Here is a 23,445-nt window from a genome sequence, read left to right on the forward strand (position 1 = left end):
GACATCTGACGTCTCTATAGTGAGGCGTACGCCGGTGTGAAGGAGGCCGCGGTGGCGCTGACCGACGAGGCGATCGTGAAGATCCGCAGCATGATCCAGAGCGGTGAGCTGCCCCCGGGGGCGCGGCTGCCACCGGAACAGCAGCTCGCCACCCAGATGGGCCTGTCTCGCAGCGGCGTCCGGGAGGCCGTGAAGGTGCTGGAGTCGGCGCGGGTGCTGGACGTACGCCGGGGCGATGGCACCTACGTGACCAGCCTCGCCCCCCGACTGCTGCTGGAGGGCCTCGGGCTCGCCGTCGAGCTGCTGCGCGACGACACGCTGCTGGAGGTCATGGAGGTGCGCCGGATGCTCGAGCCGATCGCCACCGGGCTGGCCGCGCTGCGGATGTCGGAGGCGGACCTCGACGAGCTCGGCCGGCTCCTGGACGACATGCGTACGGCGGCCGACGACGTCGAGCAGCTGATCCGGTTCGACACGGCGTTCCACCGCACCGTGGTGGCGGCCACCGGCAACGAGACGCTCACCTCGCTGCTGGACGGCCTCTCCAGCCGCACCCTCCGGGCCCGGGTGTGGCGCGGCCTGATCGAGGGCAACTCGGCGCACAAGACGCTCGACGAGCATCACGCGATCTACCGCGCCCTGCGCTCCCGCGACCAACTGCTCGCCCAGGCCAGCGCCCTGGTCCACGTCAACACCTCGGAGTCCTGGCTGCGCGCCGTGCTGTCCGCCCCGGACGACCCGGCCGCGCGGCCGGCCAGCCAACCGGACGGGGACCCGGCCGGGTTGCGCACCGCCGGGGACCCGGCCGGGTTGCGCACCGGCGGGGACCGGGACGGGCGAGCCGGCGGGGACCGGGACGGGCGAGCCGATCCGGGCGGGACGGTCGGACCGGGGGCGCATCACGCGGCGCCCGTTCCGGCCGCCCGCGCGGGCAGCCGACCGAGCCGCTCCGCCAGGTCGTAGACCCGCACGGCCGTACCGGCGAAGATGTCGTGCTCGTCCCGGGCCGACAGCCGGGGCAGGCTCTCGCGGAGGGCGCCGCAGACGCCCGGATAGTCGGCCACGAGCAGGCAGACCGGCCAGTCCGAGCCGAACATCAGCCGGCCGGGGCCGAACTCCCGCACGGCCACGGCCACGAAGGGCCGGAGGTCCCCGGCCGACCAGCCGGGCCCGGCCTCGGTGACCAGCCCGGACAGCTTGCCGGCGACGTTGCCGTTGGCCGCGAGCGCCGCGAGCGGGTCGCGCCAGCGCCGCAGCCCCGCCGCGCCCTCGTCGATCCGGGGCTTGCCCAGGTGGTCGAGCACGAACTGCAGGTCCGGCACGGCCCGGGCCGCCCGGGCGGCGGCCGGCAGCTGGTCGACCCGGATCACCAGGTCGAACACCAACCCGGCCCCGGCCACCTCGGCCAGCCCGCGCCGCACCTCGGGCCGGTCGAGGTAGTCGGGGTCGGTCTCGCCCTGCACCTGCGCCCGTACGCCGGTGAGCAGCTCACCGCCGCGCAGCCGGCGGTACCGCCCGATGGCCTCGGCCACGTCGGGCGCGGCCACGTCGATCCAGGCCACCACCCCGAGGATGGCCGGGGTGTCGGCGGCGTAGCCGAGGAACTCCGCGGCCTCCTCCGGGTGGCAGCGGCCGCCCTCGACCAGCACTGTGCCGGCCACCCCGGCGGCGGCGATCTCGGCGGTCAGGTCGGCGGGCGTGAACGGCCGGCGGATCGGCTCGAGCCCCGGCGCGGCCAGCCAGTCGTAGCCTCGCTCCGGCCGCCAGAGATGGTGATGCGCGTCGATGATCACGGTCCGCTCCGTCCACTCGTCGCACCGGCCGGTTCCTCCACCGAGTCCGTCCACTGCGGACCGTCCGGGAAGCGGTAGGCGGCCAGCGAACCGGCCGCGATCTCGGCGCTCATCCCGGGCACGGTGGGGGCGAGGTACCGGCCGCGCCGGATCCGCACCGGGTCGACGAAGTGCTCGTGCAGGTGGTCGACGTACTCGATGGCCCGGTCGTCGCTGCTGCCGCTCACCGCCACGAAGTCGAACATGGCCAGGTGCTGCACCAGCTCGCACAGGCCGACGCCGCCGGCGTGCGGGCACACCGGCACGCCGTACCGGGCCGCGAGCAGCAGGATCGCCAGGTTCTCGTTGACCCCGCCCACCCGGCAGGCGTCGATCTGCACCACGTCCACGGCGCCCGCCTGGAGCAGCTGCTTGAACATCACCGCGTTGTGCGTGTGCTCCCCGGTGGCCACCCGGACCGGCCCGACCGCGCGGCGGATGGCCGCGTGTCCGAGCACGTCGTCCGGCGACGTGGGCTCCTCGATCCAGTACGGGTCGAACGGCGCCAGCTCGCGCATCCACCGGATCGCATCCGGCACCCCCCATACCTGGTTGGCGTCCACCGCGATCCGGACCCCCGGTCCGACCGCGCGCCGGGCGATGCCCAGCCGGCGCACGTCGTCGGCGAGGTTGCCGCCCACCTTGAGCTTGATCAGCCCGTACCCCGCCGCCACCGCCTCGCGGCACAGCCGGGCCAGCTTCTCGTCGTCGTAGCCGAGCCAGCCGGGGGTGGTCGTGTACGCCGGATAACCCTGGGCCAGCAGCTGCCGTTCCCGCTCGGACCGGCCGGCCGCGACCGTACGCAGCAGCGCGAGCGCGTCGTCCTCGGTGAGCGCGTCGCGCAGGTAGCGGAAGTCGACCTGCCCGACCAGCTCCTCGGGGCTGAGCCCGGCCAGCAGCTGCCACAGCGGCTTGCCGGCCCGCCGGGCGGCGAGGTCCCACACGGCGTTGACGAGCCCGCCGGCGGCCATGTGCACCACGCCCTTCTCGGGCCCCAGCCAGCGGATCTGGCTGTCCCCGACCAGCCGGCGGGCCAGGGCGCCCGGGTCGGCCGTCAGCTCCTCGACGCGCCGCCCCAGCACCATGGGGGCGAGCGAGCGCAGCGCCGCCACCACGATCTCGGTGCCGCGGCCCACCGTGAACACCAGGCCGTGGCCCTCGGCGCCGGCGGTGGTGCGCAGCACCAGGTAGGCCGCCGAGTAGTCCGGGAACGGATTCATCGCGTCGGATCCGTCGCGGTGCCGGGAGGTGGGAAACCGCACGTCGAGGGTGTCCACGGACGAGATGCGCTCGGTCAACCGGAGCTCCTGGGGTGTCGTCGGTTCCGCATGCGGCGGTGCCCGCTGCGGGAGGGGTGCGGGCGGGAGCCGCGCCGCTCCCGCCCGGTGCCGGGTCGCGGCTACGTCTGCGCCTTACCTCCGGTGATCCGGGAGACGACCAGCGCGACCAGGATGACCGCGCCGTTGAGGAAGTTCGTCCACTGCGCGGGCACCCCGGCGAGGGTCAACACGTTGATGATCAGGAACAGCAGCAGCACGCCGGTGAACGCGCCGAACACCGTGCCCCGGCCACCGTTCAGGCTGACCCCGCCGATCACCGCGGCGGCGAAGACCTGGAAGATCGCGCCGTTGCCCTGAGCCGCCGGCACCGAGGCGAGCCGGCCGCTGATGAGCAGGCCGGCCAGCGCCGCGAGCATGCTGGCCACGACGAGGGTGAGCCACAGGATCCGGTCGGTACGGATGCCCGCGGCGCGCGCCGCGTCGATGTTGCCGCCGATCGCGTAGAGGGCCCGCCCCGGGCGGGTGAAGCCGAGCACGACGATCCCGGCCGCGAAGAGCAGCAGCGACACCCAGATCGACGCGGGCAGCCCGAGCCAGCTGGCCGAGCCAAGGTACGTCATCGAGCCCGGCAGGGCGAAGAAGGTCTTCCCGCCCGAGATGCCGGTGAGCAGGCCGCGCAGCACGATGAGCATGCCGAGGGTGACGATGAACCCGTTGAGGCCGAACCGCACGATGAGCAGGCCGTTGAACGCCCCGATCAGCGCGCCGACCGCCAGCGCGACCGGGACCGCCCAGCCCGGCGGCAGCGCGTGCGCCCCGAGCCCGTGCGTGACGGCCGGGTCGACGACCAGCCAGGCCGCGACGCCGGGGGCGAGCCCGAAGGTGGACTCCAGGGACAGGTCCATCTTGCCGGCGATCAGCACCATGGTCTCGGCGAGCACCACGATCGAGATCTCCGACATGCTCTGCAGCACGTTCACGATGTTGTCCGAGCTGAGGAACACCGGGCTGACGATGAAGCCGACGATCGCCACCGCGATGATCGCCGGCACCAGCGCGAGGTCGCGCAGCCGGGCGATGGCGAGCGTCCGGGCCGGCGGCCGGTCGGCGGACGGTGGGCCGGCGGTCGGCGCGGTGGCCGGCGACAGCGTGTCAGACATGGTCGAGTTCGACCCCCTCCATCGCGGCTACCAGATCGTTGTCCCGCCAGCCACGGGCCAGCTCGGCGACGACCCGGCCGGCGAACATCACCAGGACCCGGTCGCAGATCCGCAGGTCGTCGAGCTCGTCGGAGACGACCACCACGGTGCTGCCCCGCCGGCGCACCTCGTCCACCACGCCCAACAGGGTCTGCTTGGACCGCACGTCCACCCCGGCCGTCGGCGTGATCAGCACCAGCGCCTTCGGGTCGTTGGCCAGGGCGCGCGCCATCACCACCTTCTGCTGGTTGCCGCCGGACAGGTCGGCCACCGGCGCCCGCGGGCCGGACGCCTTGACCGCCAGGTCGGCGATGGCGGCCCGGGCCAGCGCGTCGCGCCGGGCCGGCGAGATGAAGCCGTACCGCCCGACCCGGTCCGGAACGGTCATCGTGACGTTCTCGCCGATCGACAGGGACGGCACCAGGCCCTCCCGGTGCCGGTCCTGGGGCACCAGCCCGATCCCGGCCGCCAGGGCGTCGGGGACGCTGCCGGGCCGCAGCGCCCGGCCCGCCACGCTGACGGCGCCGGCCGCCGGCCGGGCCAGCCCGACGATCGCCTCGGCGACCTCCACCTTGCCGCTGCCACCGCCGCCGGCCAGGCCCACCACCTCGCCGCCCCGGGCCTGGACCGTGAGGGTGGCGCCGGACCGGGTCGTCAGGTCCCGCACCGACAGCAGCACCGGCGCGTCCCGCGGCGGCGGCCGGTGGCCGGCCTCGGGCAGCGTGACGTCCGCGCCGGTCATGGCCGCGACCAGCGCCGGGCGGTCGAGCTGCGCCACCGGGGCGGTACGGATGTGCCGGGCGTCCCGCAACACCGTCACCCGGTCGCAGATCTCGTAGACCTCCTGCAGGTGATGGCTGATGAACAGGAAGGTCACGCCCTGCGCGCGCAGGTCCCGGATCCGGGCGAACAGCCGGCCGATGCCCGCGGCGTCGAGCTGCGCGGTGGGCTCGTCGAGGATGATGAACCGGGCGCCGAAGGAGAGCGCGCGGGCGATCTCGACGATCTGCCGCTGCTCCACGGTCAACGCCGCGGCCGGTTGCCGGACGTCGACGTCGAGCGACCAGGCGCGCAGCAGCCGTTCCGCCTCCCGGCGCACGCGGGACCAGCTGATCAGCCGGCCCGCGCCCCGGGCCTGCCGGTTGAGGAACAGGTTCTCGGCCACGGTCAGCGACGGGATGATGGTCGAGCGTTGGTAGACGCACGCCACCCGCCGCCGCCAGCCGTCCCGGTCGCCGAGCGGCGGCGCCGGCGCTCCGGCGAAGGCCACGCAGCCGGCGTCGGCGGCCAGCAGGCCGGTGAGGATCCCGACCAGCGTGGACTTGCCCGCGCCATTGCGCCCGACCAGGGCGTGCGTCTCCCCCGGCCGGACCAGCAGGTCGACCCGGTCGAGCGCCAGGGTGGAGCCGAACCGCTTGCTCACGCCCACGGCCTCGACCACCGGCGGGTCGAGGGCCGGCGCCGACCCGCCGGCCGCGTCCCGGGCCAATCCGGTCGCGTCGCGGGCCGACCCGGTCGCGTCGCGGGCCGACCCGGGGCCGGCGCCGGCCGGCGGGCGCGCGCCGTCGTCGCGGTCGGTCATCCGGCGTTGCCCCACAGGGTCCTGTCGTCGTACTTCACCGAGGCCTCGCCGCCGATGGCGGCGCCGTCCCTGGTCACCAGCGGCGCGGCCAGCTGGTCCTCCAGCAGGCCCGGTCGGACCTGGATGATCGTGCTGCCGTGGTCGGTGGGGCCGGGCTGGAACGTCTTTCCGTCGATGGCGGCCTTGACGTAATAGAGCCCGTACTTGGCGAACAGGTCGGCCGGCTGGCTCACGGTCGCGTCGATCAGCCCGGCGCCGATGTCCTTGAGCTCCTCGGGGATGCCGTCGTTGGAGACGACGAACACGTGCCTCGGGTCGGTCGGCGGGACCTGTCGGCCCTTCTGCTTGAGCAGCTGCAGGGTCCCGGCGAGGGCGAACGAGGACTCCATGTAGACGCCCCGCACGTCCGGATCCGAGGCGAGCCGGGTCTGCAGCTTCTGCGCGGCCACGTCGCCCTTCCAGTCGGTGGCCTCGCCGAACACCGTGATGCCGGGGAACTTCTGCCTCATGCACTCGTTGAACGCCTCGGTGCGGTCCCGACCGTTGATCGAGTCGAGGCCGCCCTCCAGCATCACGACCTTGCCCTTGCCGCCCAGCTTCGTGCCGAGGAACTGGCAGGCCTTGGTGCCGTACGCCCGGTTGTCGGCGCGGACCACCATGGCGACGTCCCCGGTGTCCGGGCGGGTGTCGATGGTGACCACCGGGATCTTCTTGCCCGCCAGCTGCTGCAGCGTCGGCGCGATGGCCGCGGTGTCCTGCGGCGCCATCACCACGCCCTTGACGCCCTGGCTGATGAAGGTCTGCGTGTTGGCGATGAGGGTGGCGATGTCGTTCTGCGAGTTGGTCGTCTTCAGGTCGACGCCCAGCTCCTTGCCGTACTGCGGCACGTATTTGATGTACGAGTTCCAGAAGTCCGTGTCCGAGCGCGGATAGTCGACGCCGACGACCGGCGCCGTGCCGCCCGAGGCGCCGGCGGTGGACGGATCGCCCCGGTTGCAGCCGGCGGCGGCCATGGCCGCGCCGAGCAGCACCGTCAGGCCGACGCTCAACAGTGCCTTGCGGTTCACCGGTCTCCCTTCGTGGTGCACGTCGGCCCGGCCGGCCGGCGGATACTGTCCACTGTCGACCGGTGCTTGACCCTGGCGATACATCTGATGTCTTTATAGAACAGCGCGAATGACATGTCCAGTGTCCGGACCTACAGCGCAACCTCCGCCGGCCGGAGACTCGATCGAAGCGTCATACATCTGCTGTCTGGGCCACCGCTCGGAGCAGGAATCGGGGCAGGCCGGCGCGTGGGCACGTTAACATAGATGTCCGGCACTTTTCTAGGATGTTGCGGCGCCCCCGGCGTCGAACGGACCGGCGTACGTGACCGGCCCGGACCGGACCGCCAGCTCGAGGGTCAGCTCGATGCGGGTCCCCGGCGGCAGCGTGACCGCCAGCCACGGCCCCGCGCCGCCGAGGTGCCGCCGGACCGTCCGGATCGGACGGTGCAGGTAGTCGTAGAAGCTGCCCGGCCAGTCCCGATCGGGGCAGGAGGTGTAGCCGACGGTCCGGATGGCGTGCTCGGAAAACGCGCCCGCCTGCACCACCACCCGACGGCGCCGGGCCGGATCCAGGTTGACCAGCTCCAGCACGGTGGCCGCCGGATCGATCCGGGACACCAGCGCCGCGACCGACGGCGGCAGACCGGGCCGGCGGGCGTCCGCGTCGTGGTAGCGGACCCGGGCCTGGGCCAGCCCACCGTTGTACACGACCTGGGGTCCGCCCCAGGTCAGCTGCGTGAGCGCCTCGGTCACCACCGGATTCGTCTGCTGCCACAGGTGGATGTCCGCCTCCGGGACGTCCACGCCCGGATGCCGGTCGATCAGCGCGAGCCGGCGCCGCACCTGGGCCTGGGCGGCGCCCAGGATCAGGTCCGGATAGCCGGGGTTGTCGCCGCGCAGGTAGGCGTACCACGGCTCCTCGTGGCCGCCCTCCTCCTTGTCCCGGAAGGGCCGGACGGTCCGCCAGTCGTACCCGCAGCCCGCGCGCAGATCGTCGAGGCGAGCCCGGTCGGCGTCGGCGCCGCTGTGGAACCACAGCGCCATCGGGACCGCCGTGTGGACCGGGTTGAAATCGAACCATCCCCGGTCGCTGCGCCGGAACGGCACCAGCAACGTGGGGCGGTCCGCGTACTCCCCCAGGTGGGCGTGGCCGCGCACCGGCATGCTGGAGTCCGCCTCCCGGTAGCGCATCACCCGACCCTCGGCGATCACGTAGTCCAGCGTCGAGCGCACCAGGTCGAGGTGCCCGTCGTCCCGGCCGGCGACGGCCGCGGCCAGCGCGCCGACCACGGCGGCCTGGCCCACGCTGTACAGCCCGTGCGGCCAGCTCCAGCCGTAGTGCCCGCCGTACCATCGGCCGCCCAGCTGGCTGCCGACCACGCCGTCCCGCCCCACGTTGTCCGGCACGATGCCGCCGTTGGCCCGCGTGCGTTCGCGCCAGCCGCCGACGTACCCGAGGATCCAGGCCCGGTACCGGTCGTCGCCGGTGAGGATGAACGCGTTGAGCACCAGCCCCGCCACCGCCATGTTCATGGCCACGTCGCCCCGGCCGAGCCGGTCGGCCATCTCCGCGCCCAGCCGGGGATCGTCCTCGCGGGACGGTGCCGTGCCGGGGGTCGGCAGCCAGTCCAGCGGGAAGCCGTACAGCCGCTCCTCCTCCGGCAGCCACGGGTACCACCCGCCGTCGAACAGGCCGGTACGGTCCGGGTCGCTGCCGTTGTGCGGGCGGGTGATGATGCGCAGGTCGGCGTCGTAGTTGCCGCGCGCCGGGTCGACGTACAGCTCGGCGAACCCGACCGCCCGCTCCCGCCACCGGTCCGGCGCGGCCATGCACAGCCCGTACAGCAGCAGCAGGCTCTCGCCCTGGTGAAACCAGTCGTATCCCCGCTCGTACCCGTCCCGCAGCATGCCCAGCTCGGTCAGCTGGCGGGTGACGCCGTGCCAGTGCCGCTCGGCGGCCGGGAGCAGGTCGTCGGCGCCGCCCAGCAGGTAGAGCTGGGGCCAGTTGAAGAACGCCTCGTAGAAGTCGTCGACACCGTCCCGCGAGGTGAGCCGGCGGCGGTACCGCAGCGACCCGTCGGGCTCGGTGTAGCACGCCGCGAACCGGCGCCAGGCGTGGTCCAGCAGGTCGAACAGGTGACGCTCGGCGAGCGCCCAGGCGGGCGGCTCGAGCACCGGGACCGTGGCGGTGACGGTGGGCAGCGCGTCGAACCGGCGCGGACGGACGCCGGGACTGGCCGAGCTGGTCATGTCGGACACCACCTGCCTCAGTGTCTCAGTTATGTACGTCTATGGGGTTCCGGTCAAGACATTAGCCTACTTATTTTCGTTCCGACCCCTCGATTGCTGCCCGATGAGCCCGCTCCGCCAGCCCACAGCCGGAGGCTGGCGGCCCGTTCCGCCGATAAGTCATACTTTCCGCAGCGAAGGACGAGGGAGGACGACCCGTGACCGATGCCGGGCGCGCGGCGGGTGGCTACCGGCCGGGTTATGAGGTGGCGGCCGAGCAGGTGCTGGAGCTCATCGGCCGGCTGCGGCTGCGCCCCGGCGACCGCATGCCGACCGAGAACGAACTCGCGCAGCAGCTGGGCACGAGCCGCACGGTCGTGCGGGAGGCCGTGAAGATCCTCTCCGCGCTCGGCCGGGTCCGCGCACAGAAGGGTCGCGGCCTGTACGTCGCCGACGACGAGGGAATGCTCGGCACGGGCCGGTGGGCGTCGTTCTTCCTGCCGACCGACCTCGACCACGTGTACATGCTCTTCGAGTTCCGCCGGGTGCAGGAGATGGAGACGAGCCGGCTGGCCGCGCGCCGCGCCACCCCGCCGGAGCTGGGGGCCATCGAACGGGCCGCCGCGGTGTGCCGGCAGGGCTTCGAGACCGACCGCGCCGAGGAGTTCAACTCCGGCGACGACGCCTTCCACACCAGCATCGCGGCCGCCTCGCACAACATGTTCCTCCAGGTGGCCGTCCGGGAGGCCCGCCGGCTGCAGGCGCAGTCCAGCATCATCGGGCTGCACGGCTCGCTGGGCGGCCACGCTGCCAAGGCGGTCGAGGAGCACGACGCCATCCACCGGGCCATCCGCGCCGGCGACTCGGAGGCCGCGGCTCAGGCCGCGGCCATGCACATCGACAACACGCTGGAGGACTACCGCCGGGAGATCCAGCAGCGCATCTTCACAAGGGCGGACTGACCCGGCCGACGGCGGCCGGGTCAGCGCCCGGCGGTCAGACGGCGGTGATCGTCCACAGATTGTTGGTGTTGGTGTTCGGCGCCCACATGCCGCAGGTGGCGCCGGCCGCGGTGCTGCCCATGCCGTCCAGTGCGGTGCCGGTGCCGCGGTTGATGATCTGGTAGCGACCGTTGCCGGTGCTGTTCAGCCGCCACTGCTGGTTGTTGCCGCCGTTCCAGGCCGCCTGCTGCGCGTTGGCGCCGTTGGCCGCGTTGCCCCAGCTGTCGATCACCATCCCGTTGGTGCGGTTGACGATGCGGTAGTACCCGCCGCCGGCGTCGACCAGCTGCCACTGCAGGTTGGTGCTGCCGTCCCAGTTCCACTGCTTGACGACCGAGCCGGACGAGACGTTGCCGCCGCTGTCCAGGACCAGCCCGGTGGTGGCGTTGGCGATCCGCACGTATCCGGTCGGCGTGGGTCCGCTGCCCAGCGCGGGGATCTGGCCGGAGAAGGTCAGCTTGACCACGTACGCGAGGGCGCTGAACGGGGCGTTCGACGACGGCATGGTGATGTGCAGCCCAGAGCCGTCCTGGCTGCGGGTGGGCAGGTTGGTGTACGAACCGGAGGCGTTGTCGAGCAGCTGCACGGAGGCGAGGCTGGTCAGGTTGATCTGGTTCGAGCCCAGCGTGGTGATGGTGAGTGCGCTGCCGGGCCAGCCCAGCACGATGGCGTACAGGATGGTGTTGTCCTTGCTGCGGGTGAACCGGATGTCCCGGTTGGTGCCGGCCCGCGGGGTCTGGAACGACCCGCCGCCCATCTGGGTGGGGCCCTCGCCGAAGGCGGACCAGGCCCGGGTGCTGTAGATGGCCTCGCCGAACGGCCGCAGCCAGTTGCCGATGTCGCGCAGGATGGTCTGCTGGCCGGACGGGATGGTGCCGTCGGCCATCGGGGCGATGTTGAGCACCATGTTGCCGCCCTTGCTGACCCGGTCGATCAGCGCGTGCAGCAGGGAGATCGAGGAGTAGTAGCCGATGCCGACCGTGTAGCACCAACTCGAGGAGGAGACGCTGTCGTCGGTGAGCCAGTACGGGGTCTGGATGCCGGCCGGGCCGCCGCGCTCGTAGTCGTAGACCTCGCCCCGGTTGTTGAACCCGTCCTTGTACGTGGTGAGCACGTCCTTGTTCCAGGAGACGGCCTTGTTGTAGTAGTACGACAGGAAGTTCAGCCGCTGCGCCTCGCTGATCTGGCTGAGGTTGAAGTCGTGGTAGATGATGTCCGGCTGGTAGCCGTCGATGACCTCGCGCAGCTTGTCGTACCACAGCTGCTGCTCGGCGGTGGCGCCGAGCTGCCCGTACAGCTTCTTGAGGCTGTTGTCGGACTGGGCCGGCACCCACTGGAAGTAGCCGGTGAAGTTGTAGGCGGTGTGCAGCGAGACCCACAGCTTCATGCCCTTGGCCCGGATGGCGTCGGCGTGCAACCGCAGCAGGTCCAGCTTCGGGCCCTTGGCCACCGAGTTCCACTCGTTGACGGTGCTGTTCCACATGGAGAACCCGTCGTGGTGCTCGGCCACCGGGCCGGCGAACCTGGCGCCGGCGTCGGCGAACAGCTGCGCCCAGGCGGTGGGGTCCCAGTTGCCGCCGGCGGAGGTCAGCTTGGGGGCGAACTGGACGAAGTTGCCGGCCTTGTCCCGGGCGCCGTTGATGAAGTTGTGGTACGGCCACACCGACGGGTCGCCGTAGACGCTCTTGTGGTGGTTGTTCTCGTTGGACCCGTTGTTGTACATGTTCCGCGGGTACCACTCGCTCGCGTACGCCGGGACGCTGTAGACGCCCCAGTGGTAGTAGATGCCGAACTTCGCGTCCTGGAACCACTCCGGCGCCGGCGGATGCTGATCCACCGACGACCAGGACGCGGTGTAGCTCTGCGGACCGGCCGTGGCCAACGCCGCGCTGGTGCGGAAACCCAACAACCCGGCGGTTGTGGCGGCGCCGGACACGACGAGCAGCCGACGGCGGGTGAACTGGTAGGAGGACATGGCCGGTACCTCTCGGGTGAATGATGCACGACCCTCGATACATCAGACATCAGATGTTAAGAAGTCAATACATGTGTGTCAATGTACGGTGACCGCACCGCGCCCGCGGACCGATCCCGTTCGGCTCGCCCCAGCGGATCAGCCGCCCGGTCGGGTCGACGCCGGCAAGCGCCGACCCGACCGGTAATACATCAGACCAATCCGCCCTCGTCGGCCCGGGTCAGTTGCGCAGGCTCCACTGCTGGTTGCTGCCGCCGTTGCAGGACCAGAGGATGAGTTTGGTGCCGTTGGCCGTGGCCGCGCCGTTGGCGTCCAGGCACAGCCCGGACTGCACGCCGGTGATGGTGCCGTTCGAGTTGACGGTCCACTGCTGGTTGGTCTGGCCGTTGCAGTCCCAGATGATCACGGTGGTGCCGTTGGTGGTGCCGCGGCCGTTGGCGTCCAGGCACTTGGTTCCGTACACCTGGAGCTGGTTGCTCGCCGTCCTGGTCCAGCGCTGGTTCGCCTGGCCGGAGCAGTCCCAGAGCTGCACCTGGGTGCCGTTGCTGGTCGAGGAGTTCGGCACGTCGACGCAGCGGCCGGACTGGCCGCCCACGATCTGCTGCCCGGTGCCCGGCGGGGGCGTGCTGCCACCGTCCGAGTAACCGGCCGCGGTGATGTTGGCCTGGACCGCGTCCTCGGTGGCGTCGGACGGGTACCCGGCGGTCACCGCGCCCTCGAAGAACTCGCCGGTGCCGCTGTTGCTGTTGTCGCCGCCGGTGCCCAGCAGGATGGAGGTGTCGAGCTTCATCGGTGAGTAGCCGTTGGGCAGCGGGCCCGAGTATGGCCTGGTGAGGCCCCCGCTGGCGGCATTGCCGTACTTGAGCGTGAAGTTCGTGGTGCCGTTGTTCTTCAGCCAGGCGCTGACGAACGGGAAGTGGATGCCGGAGTTGTTCGGATCCTTGTTGGAGCCGGTGTTGGTGTGGTACATCCCGTTTTCCAGGTCGGCCTCCACCCACGGGCCCGTGCCGACGCAGCCGCCGAACCAGCACGCCGTGCCGAACTCGATCGCGTTCATGGTGGCGTTGCCGGTGTCGGTGTGCGAGTTCTCCCCCGCGCCATAGTCGAAGCAGCACCACTGGTTCACGTTGTTCGACGAGGTGACCATGTAGACGCCCTCGGGCTGGCTGCCCTTCGGCGCGCCCCGGGCGTTGTCCACCCGGTAGCCGACGCCCTGGGTGACCTTGATGCCGTACGCCTGGTGCCCGCTCACCGTGATCGGCAGCGCCATGGCGTTGGCGCCGATGTCCGCGCCGTTCGGGCCGGGACCCTTCCAGAACCCGCCCCAGGAGATCGGCAGGTCGTTGTGGTTGGCGCTCTGATCGTAGATCTTGGTGACCGTGCAGGTGGTGCCCGAACAGAACGACGGCTGCGGCGCCGCGTCCACGAACCCGCCGGCCGACAGCAGCCCGATGTCCCGGTAGGACTTGTCCGACGCGCGCTGGATCTGGTACAGCGGCCCGTTGTACGCGGCGAACAGCGCCCGGGTCATGCTGTGCGCGGCGATGCACGGCGTCCCGCCGGTCGCGTAGATGTCGCAGGCCTGCGCGGTGGCGGCGAGCGCCGGCGACGCCGCCGAGACGACCGACGCTCCCGTCCCGGCGGTCAGCAGCGCCAGGCCCATCCCGGCTGCGGCCAGCAGGCGGCCGATGGATTTTCTGATGATCATTGACTCCTCCGTATCCGGCGTCGCGCCGGCGCCGAGCCGGATGAGTGGGCTCGGCGACCGGCGCTGTGCCAACGGTTCGAGAATGGGTCATACATAGATGACTGTCAATGTATGCCTGCGACGTCAGTTGCGCAGGGCCCACTGCTGGTTGGCGCCGCCGTTGCAGGACCAGAGGATGAGTTTGGTGCCGTTGGTGGTGCCGGCGCCGTTGGCGTCCAGGCAGAGCCCGGACTGCACGCCGGTGATGGTGCCGTTCGAGTTGACGTTCCACTGCTGGTTGTTCTGGCCGTTGCAGTCCCAGATGATCACGGTGGTGCCGTTGGTGGTGCCCCGGCCGTTGGCGTCCAGGCACTTGGTCCCGTACACCTGCAGTTGCTTGCCGGTGGTGTAGGTGAAGCGTTGGTTGGCGGCGCCGGAGCAGTCCCAGAGTTGGACCTGGGTGCCGTTGGTGGTGGTCGAGTTGGGCACGTCGACGCAGCGGCCGGACTGGCCGCCCACGAGCTGCTGCCCGGTCCCGGGCGGCGGGGTGGTGGGCGGCGGGGTGGTCGGTCCACCGTCGCCCGGCGGCAGCAGGGTGATCGTGGCCGTGTCGCTGATGTTGGCGTGCGACACGGTGACCGTCGTGCCGTTGTTGGACAGCGTCACCACGCTGTCCCGCACCGTCGTCGGGCCGGACACGACGCCGCCGTTGTTGTACGGGATGTTCTCCACCACGACCCGGACCTGGTTGTTCACCACGATGCCGCCGGTGGCGTTCAGGCCCTGGAGGTTGACCGCGACGTTACCGGTGGTCTTGTTCCCGCCGATGAGGATCCTGGCCGAGCCGGCGGCCTTGGTGGCGAAGGCGTCATAGGAGGCGCTCGGGGTGACCGACACGATCTGGCCGGTCTGGGTGGCGTAGAAGCGGTAGACCCACCACTCCCCCTTGGTCTGGTACTGGCCGCTGGAGTTGCGGGTGAGCAGGCTGGCCAGATCGTTGTGCAGGTTCTGCCCGCCGGCCCAGTTGGCCCGCAGCCCGTCCGCCCCGGCCCGCTCCAGCCGGGCCAGATACCACGCCCCGCCCGCCGGGTTCTGCTCGTTGGCCGCCCCGTATTCGTTGATCTGGTACGGCCGCGGGTGGGCGATGCCGCGGGAGTCCAGGGTGGAATTGGCGGTGGCCACGTTGGCGACCGGGTCGCCGGGCAGCGAATGCCAGCTGAAGATGTCCGGCGCCACGTTGTTCGCCTTGACGTAGTCGAGGTACTGCGTCCACCAGCCGCTGCCGGACGGCACCCCGGCCATGCTCGGCCCGACGATCAGCATGGTCGGGAACGTGGCGCGGATGCGCTGGTAGGTGTGCTTCCACATCTCGAAGTACTGCGACTGGGACCGGTTCCAGAAGATGCTCAGGTTGGGCTCGTTCCAGATGTCCCACTCGACGGTGATCCCGGCGGCCCTGATGTCGGTGAACAGCCGGTTGAGGTAGTTGTCGTAGTCGGTCCAGTCGCCGTTGTCGCCCGGGAACCGGCTGATCCCCGCGCCGTCGGCGCCCCAGATGTCGTGGTTGAGCAGCACGAAGGTGCCGCCCAATGCGGCCGTCCGCCGGGCCTGGGCGACCGTGGCGTTCCACCGGCGGTCGTACCCGCCGCCGACCCAGCCGCCGCCCGGCAGCTGCGCGCCGCCGGCCCGCATCGCCCGGAAGTTCACGTCCCGATAGAAGTTGTCCGGCGGGTTCTTCCCGTCCTCGGTCATCCCGTAGATCCAGCCGGACCCGCGGTACGTCGGGGCCGGCCCGGACGTCGCGAAGTTGACGCTGATGGACTCGTCGCCGGCCGTGGCCGGGGGCGCGCCCCCCGCGACGGCGGCCGCCACGGCCGCCACGACCGCGACGGCCCCGGCCGCGAGCCGGGTGAGCAGGGCGCGGCGCCGCCCGGGTCTGCTGCTGACTTCGCCGTTCACTGGCGACTCCTTCCGGGAGCTTGCGGATCTCCGGCGGCCGACCGTGGCGAATCGATTCGCGGGGAAGCGTAAACGGCTAGTTTCACGAATGTCAATGTTATGAACCGGTGCGGGCCCTCCCGGGACGGATCACTCCTTGACCATGGTTCCAAACAGGCATATCTTCCGATCGAACCGATTCGGCGGACGACGGTCCGATCCCATCCATCCGGCAGCAACGATCGAGCCGAGCGAGGTCAGCGTGATGACGACAGCAGCCCGGCGGCGCGGCCTGGTCGGCGCCGCCCTGATGGCACTGGTGATCGCCGGCGGGGCGCCCGGCTGCTCCGCCGGGGGCGGTTCCACGGACGCCGGCGGGGGCGGCGGCTACACCATCTGGGACCCGTACCCGCAGTTCGCCGACGACTCGAACTGGGTGCGGCTGCTCAAGGACTGCGGCGCCGGGGCGGGCGTGACGGTGACCCGGACCGGCTACGACACCACGGACCTGACCAACAAGGCGCTGCTGGCCGCCCAGCAGGGCAGCTCGCCGGACGTGCTCATCATCGACAACCCGGTGATCTCCACCCTGGCCGAGGCCGGCGCGCTCACCTCGGCCGACGAGACGAGGCTCGACACCTCGGCGTCGCTGCCGAACCTGCTCGGCGCCGGGCAGCTGGGCGGCAAGACGTACGGGGTGCCGATCGGCGCGAACACCCTGGCGCTCTGGTACAACAAGGACCTGCTGGCCAGGGCCGGCGTCGACGTGGCGTCGATCCACGACTGGCCGTCCCTCACCGCGGCCCTCGGCCGGGTCAAGGCGGCCGGCAAGAAGGGGATCACCTTCTCCGCGATCGGCACCGAGGAGGGCAGCTTCCAGTTCCTGCCCTGGTTCTGGGGCGCCGGCGCCCAGCTGACCGCGCTGGACTCGCCGCAGGCGGTGTCGGCGCTCGAGCTGTGGACCACCTGGCTCAAGCAGGGGTACGCGCCGAACTCCGTCATCAACAACACCCAGACAACGAGCTGGCAGGAGTTCGCCAGCGGCGGGTACGCGTTCGCCGAGAACGGCACCTGGCAGCTGGCCAACGCCAAGAAGCTCGGCTTCGCGTACGGGACGATTCCCATCCCGGCCAGCGCCGGTGGCACAGCGCCGGCGCCCACCGGCGGGGAGTTCGTCTCGATCCCGGTGCAGCGGGACACCGGGCGGTACGGCACGGCGCAGAAGCTGGTCGCCTGCCTCACCAACCCGGACAACCTGCTCAGCACCGACACGACACTGTCCTACGTCGCCCCGGTGGCCACCGTGCAGCAGAAGCAGGCGGCCAGCGACGCCGCGCTCAAGGTCTGGGTCCAGGCGGTGCAGGCCGCGAAGGCCCGCACCGGCGACAACCTGGGCACCCGGTACCCGAAGATCTCCGAGCCGCTCTGGACGGCCGTGCAGGCCGCGCTCAGCGGCGCGAAGACGCCGCGGGCGGCGCTGACCGCCGCGCAGGGCACGGCCGCCAGCGCCACCCGGTAGGCCCGGGGACGGCGAGGCATGCGCAGCCATTCCCGGTACGACCGCTGGGCCGGGTGGGCGTTCCTGGCCCCGGTGGCCTGCTACCTGATCGCCTGCTACGCGTACCCGCTGTACCGCAACGTCGAGCTGAGTCTGCGGCGGTACACCGTCCGGTCCTTCGTCTCCGGCGGCGCCCCGTTCGCCGGCGGGGGCAACTACCGCCAGGTGCTGACCGACCCGACGTTCGGCCCGGCGCTGCTGCACACCGCGGTGTTCACGGCGGTGTCGCTGGCCTTCCAGTTCGGCCTCGGCCTGGCGCTCGCGGTCTTCTTCCACCGGCACTTCCCGCTGTCCCGGCTGCTGCGGGCGCTGTTCCTCGTGCCGTGGCTGCTGCCGCTGATCGTGTCGGCCTCGACCTGGTCCTGGATGCTCAACAGCGAGGCCGGGGTGGTGAACGCCGCCCTCGCGGCCGTGGGCGTCGCCCCGGTCAACTGGCTGACCTCGCCGAGTTGGTCGCTGGTCTCGGTGACCATCGCGAACATCTGGATCGGCGTCCCGTTCAACCTGGTGGTCCTGTACAGCGGGCTGCAGGCGATCCCGACCGAGCTGTCCGAGGCCGCGGCCCTGGACGGCGCGACCGGGGCGCAACGGTTCTGGCGGGTGACGTTTCCGCTGCTCCGGCCGGTCTCGGCGATCACGCTGCTGCTCGGGCTCATCTACACGCTGAAGGTCTTCGACATCATCTGGATCATGACGCGAGGCGGCCCGACGGACTCGTCGACGACGTTCGCCACCTGGTCGTACCGGCTGGGCTTCGGCAGCCTGCTGCCGCGGTTCGGACCCGGCGCGGCCGTCGGCAACCTGCTGATCCTGGTGGCGCTGGTCTTCGGGCTGGCCTACGTCCGGCTCCAGCGAAGGCCGCGGTCGTGAGGGGGCCGCGGTCGTGAGGCGACCCGGCGGCGGCTGGTGGCGGACCGGCCTCGGCGTGCTGCTGACCGCGCTGATGCTGTTCCCGGTCTACTGGATGATCAACGTGTCGTTCACCCGGGACCAGGACATGCGGGCCGACCCGCCGCACCTGTTCCCGAGCGACGGCACGCTGGAGGGTTACCGCGCGGTGCTGCACCAGCAGCTGCCGTACCTGGGCACCAGCCTGGTCGTCGGGGTCGGCACGGCCGCGCTCACCCTGGCGCTCGCCGCGCCCGCCGGGTACGCGCTGGCGAAGCTGCGGCCCCCCGGCGGTGGCGTGCTCACCTTCGCGCTGCTGATCGCGCAGATGATCCCCGGAATCGTCATGGCCATGGGGTTCTACGCCGGTTTCCTCCGGCTGGGCGTGCTCAACACCCTGCCCGGGCTGATCGTCGCCGACTCGACCCTCGCCGTCCCGTTCGGCGTGCTGGTCTTCACGGCGTTCATGTCCGGCATCCCGGACGAGGTGCTGCAGGCCGCGGTCGTCGACGGCGCCGGCCGGCTGCGCGCGTTCCGGTCGGTCGTGCTGCCGCTGAGCCGGGGCTCGCTGATCACCGTGGCGCTGTTCGCGTTCCTGTGGGCCTGGTCGGACTTCATCTTTGCGTCCACCGTGGACGGCGGCGGCGCGCACCGGCCGATCACCCTCGGCATCTACCACTACATCGGAAACAACAACCAGCAGTGGAACGCCATCATGGCCACCGCCGTGGTCGCCTCCGTCCCGGCGACCGTCCTGCTGGTCCTGGCCCAACGGTACGTGGCCGCCGGGGTCACGGCCGGCGCCGTCAAGGACTGACCCAGCCCCCGACAGGAGAGGCAGCCACCGCAGATGACCGTCGTCGCCGCCCGCACCGGCCCCACCTTCGCCATCCAGGACATCCCGTTCAGCCACCACGGGTCCTGGTTCAGCATCTCGCCGGTGATCGCCGAGAACACCTGGGCCGACGACCTGCACCTGGTCTCCCACCAGAGCGGGATGCACCCGGTGCTGCGGTTCGCCCCCACCGGGGCCGCCACCACCACCACCGTGCTGGCCACGCCCGCGCTGCTGAGCTGGCGGCACGGCGCGGGCCGGGTCGACCTCGTCTACGCCGGCCCGGACACCATCCGGCTGCGCGGCCGTGGCCTCGGGCTGCGCGTGCTGGCCAGCGCCGACACGCTCACGCCGTTCAGCGGCACCTACCTCTACGACGACCCGGTCGACGGCTCGTACGTCTTCACCTCGTACGAGACCGGTCGCCGCTACCGGGTCACCGTGCTGACCGGCGCCGCGGACGCCGTCGGGGCGCAGGCCCTCGGCACCGCGGAGCGGGCCGTGATCCTGCCGGCCGACGAGCCGTGGGAGGTGGCCATCGAGGAGTACGCCACGGCGCGTCGCCCGTACCGGCCCGCCGGCTCCTTCGACGAGGCGGTACGGGTGGTCGCGGAGAGCTTCGCCGGCTTCGTGGACGCGGTCGCTCCCTGGCGGAGCGCGGCCACCCCGGCTGCCGAGCTGGCCGCGTACGTGCTCTGGTCGGCCACGGTGGCCCCGGCCGGCTTCGTCGCCCGGCCCGCCACGCTGATGTCCAAGCACTGGATGAACAAGGTGTGGAGCTGGGACCACTGCTTCAACGCGCTGGCCCTGGCCGGTGGGCGGGACGACCTGGCCTGGCACCAGTTCCAGCTGCCGTTCGACCACCAGGACGAGACCGGCGCGCTGCCCGACTCGGTCACCCACTCGGAGGTGCTGTACAACTTCGTGAAGCCGCCCATCCACGGCTGGGCGCTGCGGCAGCTGCGCAGGCGACTGCCCCGACCGCTGGACCGGACCGAGCTGGCGGACAGCTACGCCCGGATCGCCCGGTGGACCACCTTCTGGCTCGACCACCGCCGGGCGCCCGGCCACCGGCTGCCGCACTACCAGCACGGCAACGACAGCGGCTGGGACAACGCCACCACCTTCGACGCCGACCGGGTGGTGCAGACCGCGGACCTCGCCGCCTTCCTGTCGCTGCAGCTGGCCGAGCTCGCCGAGCTGGCCGGCGAGCTGGACCGGCCGGCGGAGTCGGCCCGGTGGCGCGGCGCGGCCGACGAGGTCCGGGCCGCGCTGCTGACCGAGCTGTGGACCGGCGACCGGTTCACCGCCCGCGCCCCGGCCACCGGGCGGACCCGCCGCAGCAGCAGCCTGCTCGACCTGATGCCCATCGTCCTCGGCGCGCAGCTGCCCGCCGAGGTCAGCGCCGCGCTCGCCCGCCGGATCGCGACCCACCTGACCACGTACGGGCTCGCCACCGAACCGCTCGACTCCCCGCACTACGCGCCCGACGGGTACTGGCGCGGCCCGATCTGGGCCCCGGCCACGGTGCTCATCGAGGACGGGCTGCGCCGGGCCGGCCACACCGGCCTGGCCGACGTGATCAGCCGGCGGTTCCGGTCGCTGTGCGAGCGGTCGGGCTTCGCCGAGAATTTCGACGCGGAGACGGGCGCCGGCCTGCGGGACCGCGCGTACACCTGGACCGCCAGCGGCTACCTCATCCTGGCCGCGGCCCACGAACGCCGCCAGGAGGCCTGACCGCGCGCCCGCGGACCTGACCGCGCAGGGGCGGACCTGACCGGGCGGACGCGCCTGACGCGCGGACGCGCCTGACCGGGCGGGGGCGCCGATCGGGCCGGGCGGCCGCCGCGGACCGGTCCCCCGGCGCGGCGCCGGTCAGCGGGCCGGCGCCGGGCCGGTGCTGGCCCGCAGCGAGATGGGCGGGCTGTACAGCCGGTGCCGGGCCGCCGTCTCCCCCGCCGCGATGCTCTGCACCAGCAGCGAGACGGCCTCGGTGCCCATCTCCAGCATGGGTACGTCGGCCGCGGTGAGCGGCGGCCGGAAGTCCTCGGCCCAGTGCCGGGCCACCACCCCGGTGATGGAGAAGTCCCGCGGCACCACCAGCCCGGCGGCGTCCAGCGCCCGCCGCATCCCGGGCAGCGCCGCCTCGTTGACCGTGGCCACCGCGGTGACCGCCGGATGGGCCGCCAGCAGCTCCTCGACGCACGCCTCCCCGGCCGCCGCGTCGTCGCCGCAGCAGACGTCCAAGCCGGTGAGGTCCCGCTCGCGCACCGCCGCCGCGAAGCCGGCCAGCGCCCGGTGCCCGGGGCCGTAGCCGGCCGCGACCAGCTCGGCGGACCGGTTGACCAGGGCCACGTTCCGGTGGCCGAGGTCGGCGAGATGGTGCACGCACCGGGTGATGAGGCCGGCGTAGTCCACGTCCACCCAGCTCGTCCCGCCCGGCCGCGCGGTGCGGCCGATCGTGACGAACGGCAGACCGGTCCGCCGCAGCCGCGTCACGCGGTCGTCCTCGAGCCGGATCTCCATGAGGATCACGCCGTCCACCCGGCGGCCCGTGACGATCCGCTCGAACGACCGGTCGTGGTCGCCGCCCGACGGGGACAGCAGCACGTCCAGGTCGACCCGGGCGGCGGCCTCAACCACGCTGGCCACGAAGCCGAGTTGCATGTCGGTCAGCCGCTGGCTGGCGGGCGGGATCACCAGGCCCAGGGTGCGGGTGCGGCCCTCCTTGAGGGCCCGGGCGTTCGCGTTGGGACGGTAGTCCGACTCGTCGATGACGGCCTGGATCCGTCGCCGGGTGGCCTCCGAGACGGGCCGCTTGCCACTGAGGACGTACGAAACGGTGCTGCGGGACACGCCCGCGCGGCGGGCGATCTCGCCGATGTTCATCGCGCTCCTCGACACCGCTCGACGCGTCCCCGCCGCGCGTTGCCCGCCGCGCGGTCGGCGCAGGCCCGGCCCTCCGCCATCGTCCGTCGAATCGGTTCTCGCAGCGTATGGCGGCCTCATTGGCCTGTCAACGGCGCGCCTCCCGACCTGTCAACGACGTGCGGAGGACGGCAGGCGGCTCGCCGTGCTATTGCTGGTGCTTGTGAGCGACGCCCCGCCGGAGCCGGGCAGCGCGGCCGAGGCCGCTGCGGCACATCCGGCCGTCGTCGTGCGGCGGGCCATCGGCACCGATCTCGGCGACGTGCTCGCGCTCTATGACGAGGCCGTCGCCTGGCTGGCCGCCCTGGGCCGGGCCGACCAGTGGGGCACCGCCCCGTTCACGAGCCGACCAGAGGTTGTGGCGATGATCCGCGGGCGCGTGCGGACCGACCGGATGTGGTTGGCTCGGGCCGGCTCGCGGACGGTTGGCGCGATCGTCCTGGGTGGACCGGCCCCCAGCTACATTCCCGTGCCGGCCGGCGAGCCGGAGATCTATCTCAGCGGCTTCGTCACCACGCGCGCTCCGGAGGGACGCGAGGCCGGTCGGGCCCTGCTGGCGTACGCCCGGGACACCGCCCGGCGCGCCGGCATCGGCGTGCTGCGTCTGGACTGCTACGCCGGCGGCGACGGCGCCCTGGTGAGGTACTACGAATCCGCCGGCTTCCGGCGGGTGGCCCGGTTCACGGTAGAACTGCTGGGCTCGCCGTACCGTGGTTGCCTGCTGGAACAGCGGCTGCCGCCGGGCTGACGGGACCGGCGTCGAGGGTTCAGGCCGGCCCGGGGGTGCGGATGCCGGCCAGGGCGACCTCGAGATGGCGCCGCCAGTCCGGCGCGCTGCCCGGCTTGAAGTACATGGTGGAGATGATGCCGCTGGCCACCATCGTGAAGTCGGCGACGGTGAGGTCGGCACGCACCCGACCGGCGGCCACGGCGCGCTCGATGACCCGGCCGACGACGGCCACGAACTCGGCCTTCTCCCCGTGGACCTGCTCCCACCGGAGGTCCTCGGTGCCCATCAGGGCAAGCTGGAAGGTGGCGTCGTCCTCGGCCGCCTCCAGGTAGCCGCGCAGCACCGCCTCGAACGCCTCGCCGGGGTCGGCCAGTTCGGCGCCGGCGCGGGCCACGTCGGCCATGCCGCGGAACCGCTCCCCCACCATGGCGGTGAGCAGCGCCTGCTTGTTGGGGAAGTGCCGGTACAGCGTGCCCATGCCCAGCCCGGCGTGCGCCGCGATGTCCTCCATCTGCGCCGCCCGGCCGTGCCGGGCGAACAGCTCACCGGCGGCCGCCATGATGCGCTCGCGGTTGCGGCGCGCGTCCGCGCGCAGCGGCCGCTCGGCGCCGGCCCGCTGGCCGGCCGTGCTGTCGGTCATCGCTGGGCCGGCCCTCCGGGATCGTTGACAACCGGAAGCGTAGTTCCGTACCGTTGGCCGAGCCAATCGGAACCGTAGTTCCGCTTCCGAACGA

General features: G+C 72.1%; 18 protein-coding genes. 7 read left to right on the plus strand and 11 right to left on the minus strand.

What is annotated here, in order from left to right:
* Positions 1 to 51: 51 nt before the first annotated feature.
* Positions 52 to 963: a FadR/GntR family transcriptional regulator gene (locus tag ACFFHU_RS10540; RefSeq protein WP_377337691.1), complete on the plus strand. Its 912-nt coding sequence runs from the start codon at positions 52 to 54 to the stop codon at positions 961 to 963.
* On the opposite strand, the gene ACFFHU_RS10545 is transcribed toward ACFFHU_RS10540, so the two are convergent.
* From ACFFHU_RS10545 to ACFFHU_RS10570, 6 genes are all read right to left on the minus strand, one after another.
* Positions 900 to 1,793 carry an amidohydrolase family protein gene (locus tag ACFFHU_RS10545; protein WP_377337693.1) on the minus strand — a complete coding sequence of 298 codons (894 nt, stop codon included), beginning with the start codon at positions 1,791 to 1,793 and terminating at the stop codon, positions 900 to 902. The genes ACFFHU_RS10540 and ACFFHU_RS10545 overlap by 64 nt on opposite strands.
* Positions 1,790 to 3,130: an enolase C-terminal domain-like protein gene (locus tag ACFFHU_RS10550; protein ID WP_377337695.1), complete on the minus strand. Its 1,341-nt coding sequence runs from the start codon at positions 3,128 to 3,130 to the stop codon at positions 1,790 to 1,792. The genes ACFFHU_RS10545 and ACFFHU_RS10550 overlap by 4 nt, the downstream gene beginning before the upstream one ends.
* A 101-nt stretch (positions 3,131 to 3,231) precedes the next feature.
* On the minus strand, positions 3,232 to 4,272 hold the full coding sequence (locus ACFFHU_RS10555) for an ABC transporter permease (RefSeq protein ID WP_377337697.1): 1,041 nt from the start codon (positions 4,270 to 4,272) through the stop codon (positions 3,232 to 3,234).
* Positions 4,265 to 5,893, minus strand: coding sequence for a sugar ABC transporter ATP-binding protein (locus ACFFHU_RS10560; protein ID WP_377337699.1), 1,629 nt, complete (start codon positions 5,891 to 5,893; stop codon positions 4,265 to 4,267). Before ACFFHU_RS10560 ends, ACFFHU_RS10555 begins: the two co-directional genes overlap by 8 nt.
* Positions 5,890 to 6,960 carry a sugar ABC transporter substrate-binding protein gene (locus ACFFHU_RS10565; RefSeq protein WP_377337701.1) on the minus strand — a complete coding sequence of 357 codons (1,071 nt, stop codon included), beginning with the start codon at positions 6,958 to 6,960 and terminating at the stop codon, positions 5,890 to 5,892. The genes ACFFHU_RS10560 and ACFFHU_RS10565 overlap by 4 nt, the downstream gene beginning before the upstream one ends.
* Before the next feature lie 261 nt (positions 6,961 to 7,221).
* Positions 7,222 to 9,204, minus strand: coding sequence for a DUF8034 domain-containing protein (locus ACFFHU_RS10570; RefSeq protein ID WP_377337703.1), 1,983 nt, complete (start codon positions 9,202 to 9,204; stop codon positions 7,222 to 7,224).
* 185 nt (positions 9,205 to 9,389) lie between these two features.
* On the opposite strand from ACFFHU_RS10570, the gene ACFFHU_RS10575 reads away from it, so the two are divergent.
* Positions 9,390 to 10,133: a FadR/GntR family transcriptional regulator gene (locus ACFFHU_RS10575; protein ID WP_377337705.1), complete on the plus strand. Its 744-nt coding sequence runs from the start codon at positions 9,390 to 9,392 to the stop codon at positions 10,131 to 10,133.
* Between the two features lie 34 nt (positions 10,134 to 10,167).
* On the opposite strand, the gene ACFFHU_RS10580 is transcribed toward ACFFHU_RS10575, so the two are convergent.
* From ACFFHU_RS10580 to ACFFHU_RS10590, 3 genes are all read right to left on the minus strand, one after another.
* A complete protein-coding gene (locus ACFFHU_RS10580; RefSeq protein ID WP_377337707.1) occupies positions 10,168 to 12,147 on the minus strand; it encodes an alpha-L-fucosidase in 1,980 nt (659 codons plus the stop codon).
* A 220-nt stretch (positions 12,148 to 12,367) separates the two neighbouring features.
* The gene (locus ACFFHU_RS10585) at positions 12,368 to 13,855 is read right to left on the minus strand and encodes an arabinofuranosidase catalytic domain-containing protein (protein ID WP_377337709.1); all 1,488 of its coding nucleotides are present in this window, start codon (positions 13,853 to 13,855) and stop codon (positions 12,368 to 12,370) included.
* Between the two features lie 123 nt (positions 13,856 to 13,978).
* The gene (locus tag ACFFHU_RS10590; protein ID WP_377337711.1) at positions 13,979 to 15,793 is read right to left on the minus strand and encodes a lectin; all 1,815 of its coding nucleotides are present in this window, start codon (positions 15,791 to 15,793) and stop codon (positions 13,979 to 13,981) included.
* A 244-nt stretch (positions 15,794 to 16,037) separates the two neighbouring features.
* On the opposite strand from ACFFHU_RS10590, the gene ACFFHU_RS10595 reads away from it, so the two are divergent.
* The 4 genes from ACFFHU_RS10595 to ACFFHU_RS10610 all read left to right on the plus strand — a co-directional run bounded on the left by ACFFHU_RS10595 (position 16,038) and on the right by ACFFHU_RS10610 (position 20,790).
* Entirely contained in the window at positions 16,038 to 17,291 is a 1,254-nt protein-coding gene (locus ACFFHU_RS10595; RefSeq protein WP_377337713.1) for a sugar ABC transporter substrate-binding protein, read from the plus strand.
* An 18-nt stretch (positions 17,292 to 17,309) separates the two neighbouring features.
* Positions 17,310 to 18,200, plus strand: coding sequence for a carbohydrate ABC transporter permease (locus ACFFHU_RS10600; protein WP_377337715.1), 891 nt, complete (start codon positions 17,310 to 17,312; stop codon positions 18,198 to 18,200).
* A gap of 73 nt (positions 18,201 to 18,273) precedes the next feature.
* Complete coding sequence (locus tag ACFFHU_RS10605) at positions 18,274 to 19,035, plus strand: carbohydrate ABC transporter permease (protein WP_377337798.1); 762 nt, start codon at positions 18,274 to 18,276, stop codon at positions 19,033 to 19,035.
* 33 nt (positions 19,036 to 19,068) lie between these two features.
* Positions 19,069 to 20,790 carry an amylo-alpha-1,6-glucosidase gene (locus tag ACFFHU_RS10610; RefSeq protein ID WP_377337717.1) on the plus strand — a complete coding sequence of 574 codons (1,722 nt, stop codon included), beginning with the start codon at positions 19,069 to 19,071 and terminating at the stop codon, positions 20,788 to 20,790.
* 138 nt (positions 20,791 to 20,928) lie between these two features.
* Here ACFFHU_RS10610 and ACFFHU_RS10615 read toward each other — a convergent pair whose 3' ends face one another.
* Positions 20,929 to 21,942, minus strand: a complete 1,014-nt coding sequence (locus tag ACFFHU_RS10615; RefSeq protein ID WP_377337719.1) for a LacI family DNA-binding transcriptional regulator — start codon at positions 21,940 to 21,942, stop codon at positions 20,929 to 20,931.
* A gap of 184 nt (positions 21,943 to 22,126) precedes the next feature.
* On the opposite strand from ACFFHU_RS10615, the gene ACFFHU_RS10620 reads away from it, so the two are divergent.
* Positions 22,127 to 22,729, plus strand: a complete 603-nt coding sequence (locus ACFFHU_RS10620; RefSeq protein WP_377337721.1) for a GNAT family N-acetyltransferase — start codon at positions 22,127 to 22,129, stop codon at positions 22,727 to 22,729.
* A gap of 19 nt (positions 22,730 to 22,748) precedes the next feature.
* On the opposite strand, the gene ACFFHU_RS10625 is transcribed toward ACFFHU_RS10620, so the two are convergent.
* The gene (locus ACFFHU_RS10625) at positions 22,749 to 23,351 is read right to left on the minus strand and encodes a TetR/AcrR family transcriptional regulator (protein ID WP_377337723.1); all 603 of its coding nucleotides are present in this window, start codon (positions 23,349 to 23,351) and stop codon (positions 22,749 to 22,751) included.
* Positions 23,352 to 23,445: the final 94 nt, after the last annotated feature.

Origin of the sequence: Plantactinospora siamensis (assembly GCF_042434095.1) — a bacterium.
Taxonomy (GTDB): domain Bacteria; phylum Actinomycetota; class Actinomycetes; order Mycobacteriales; family Micromonosporaceae; genus KBS50.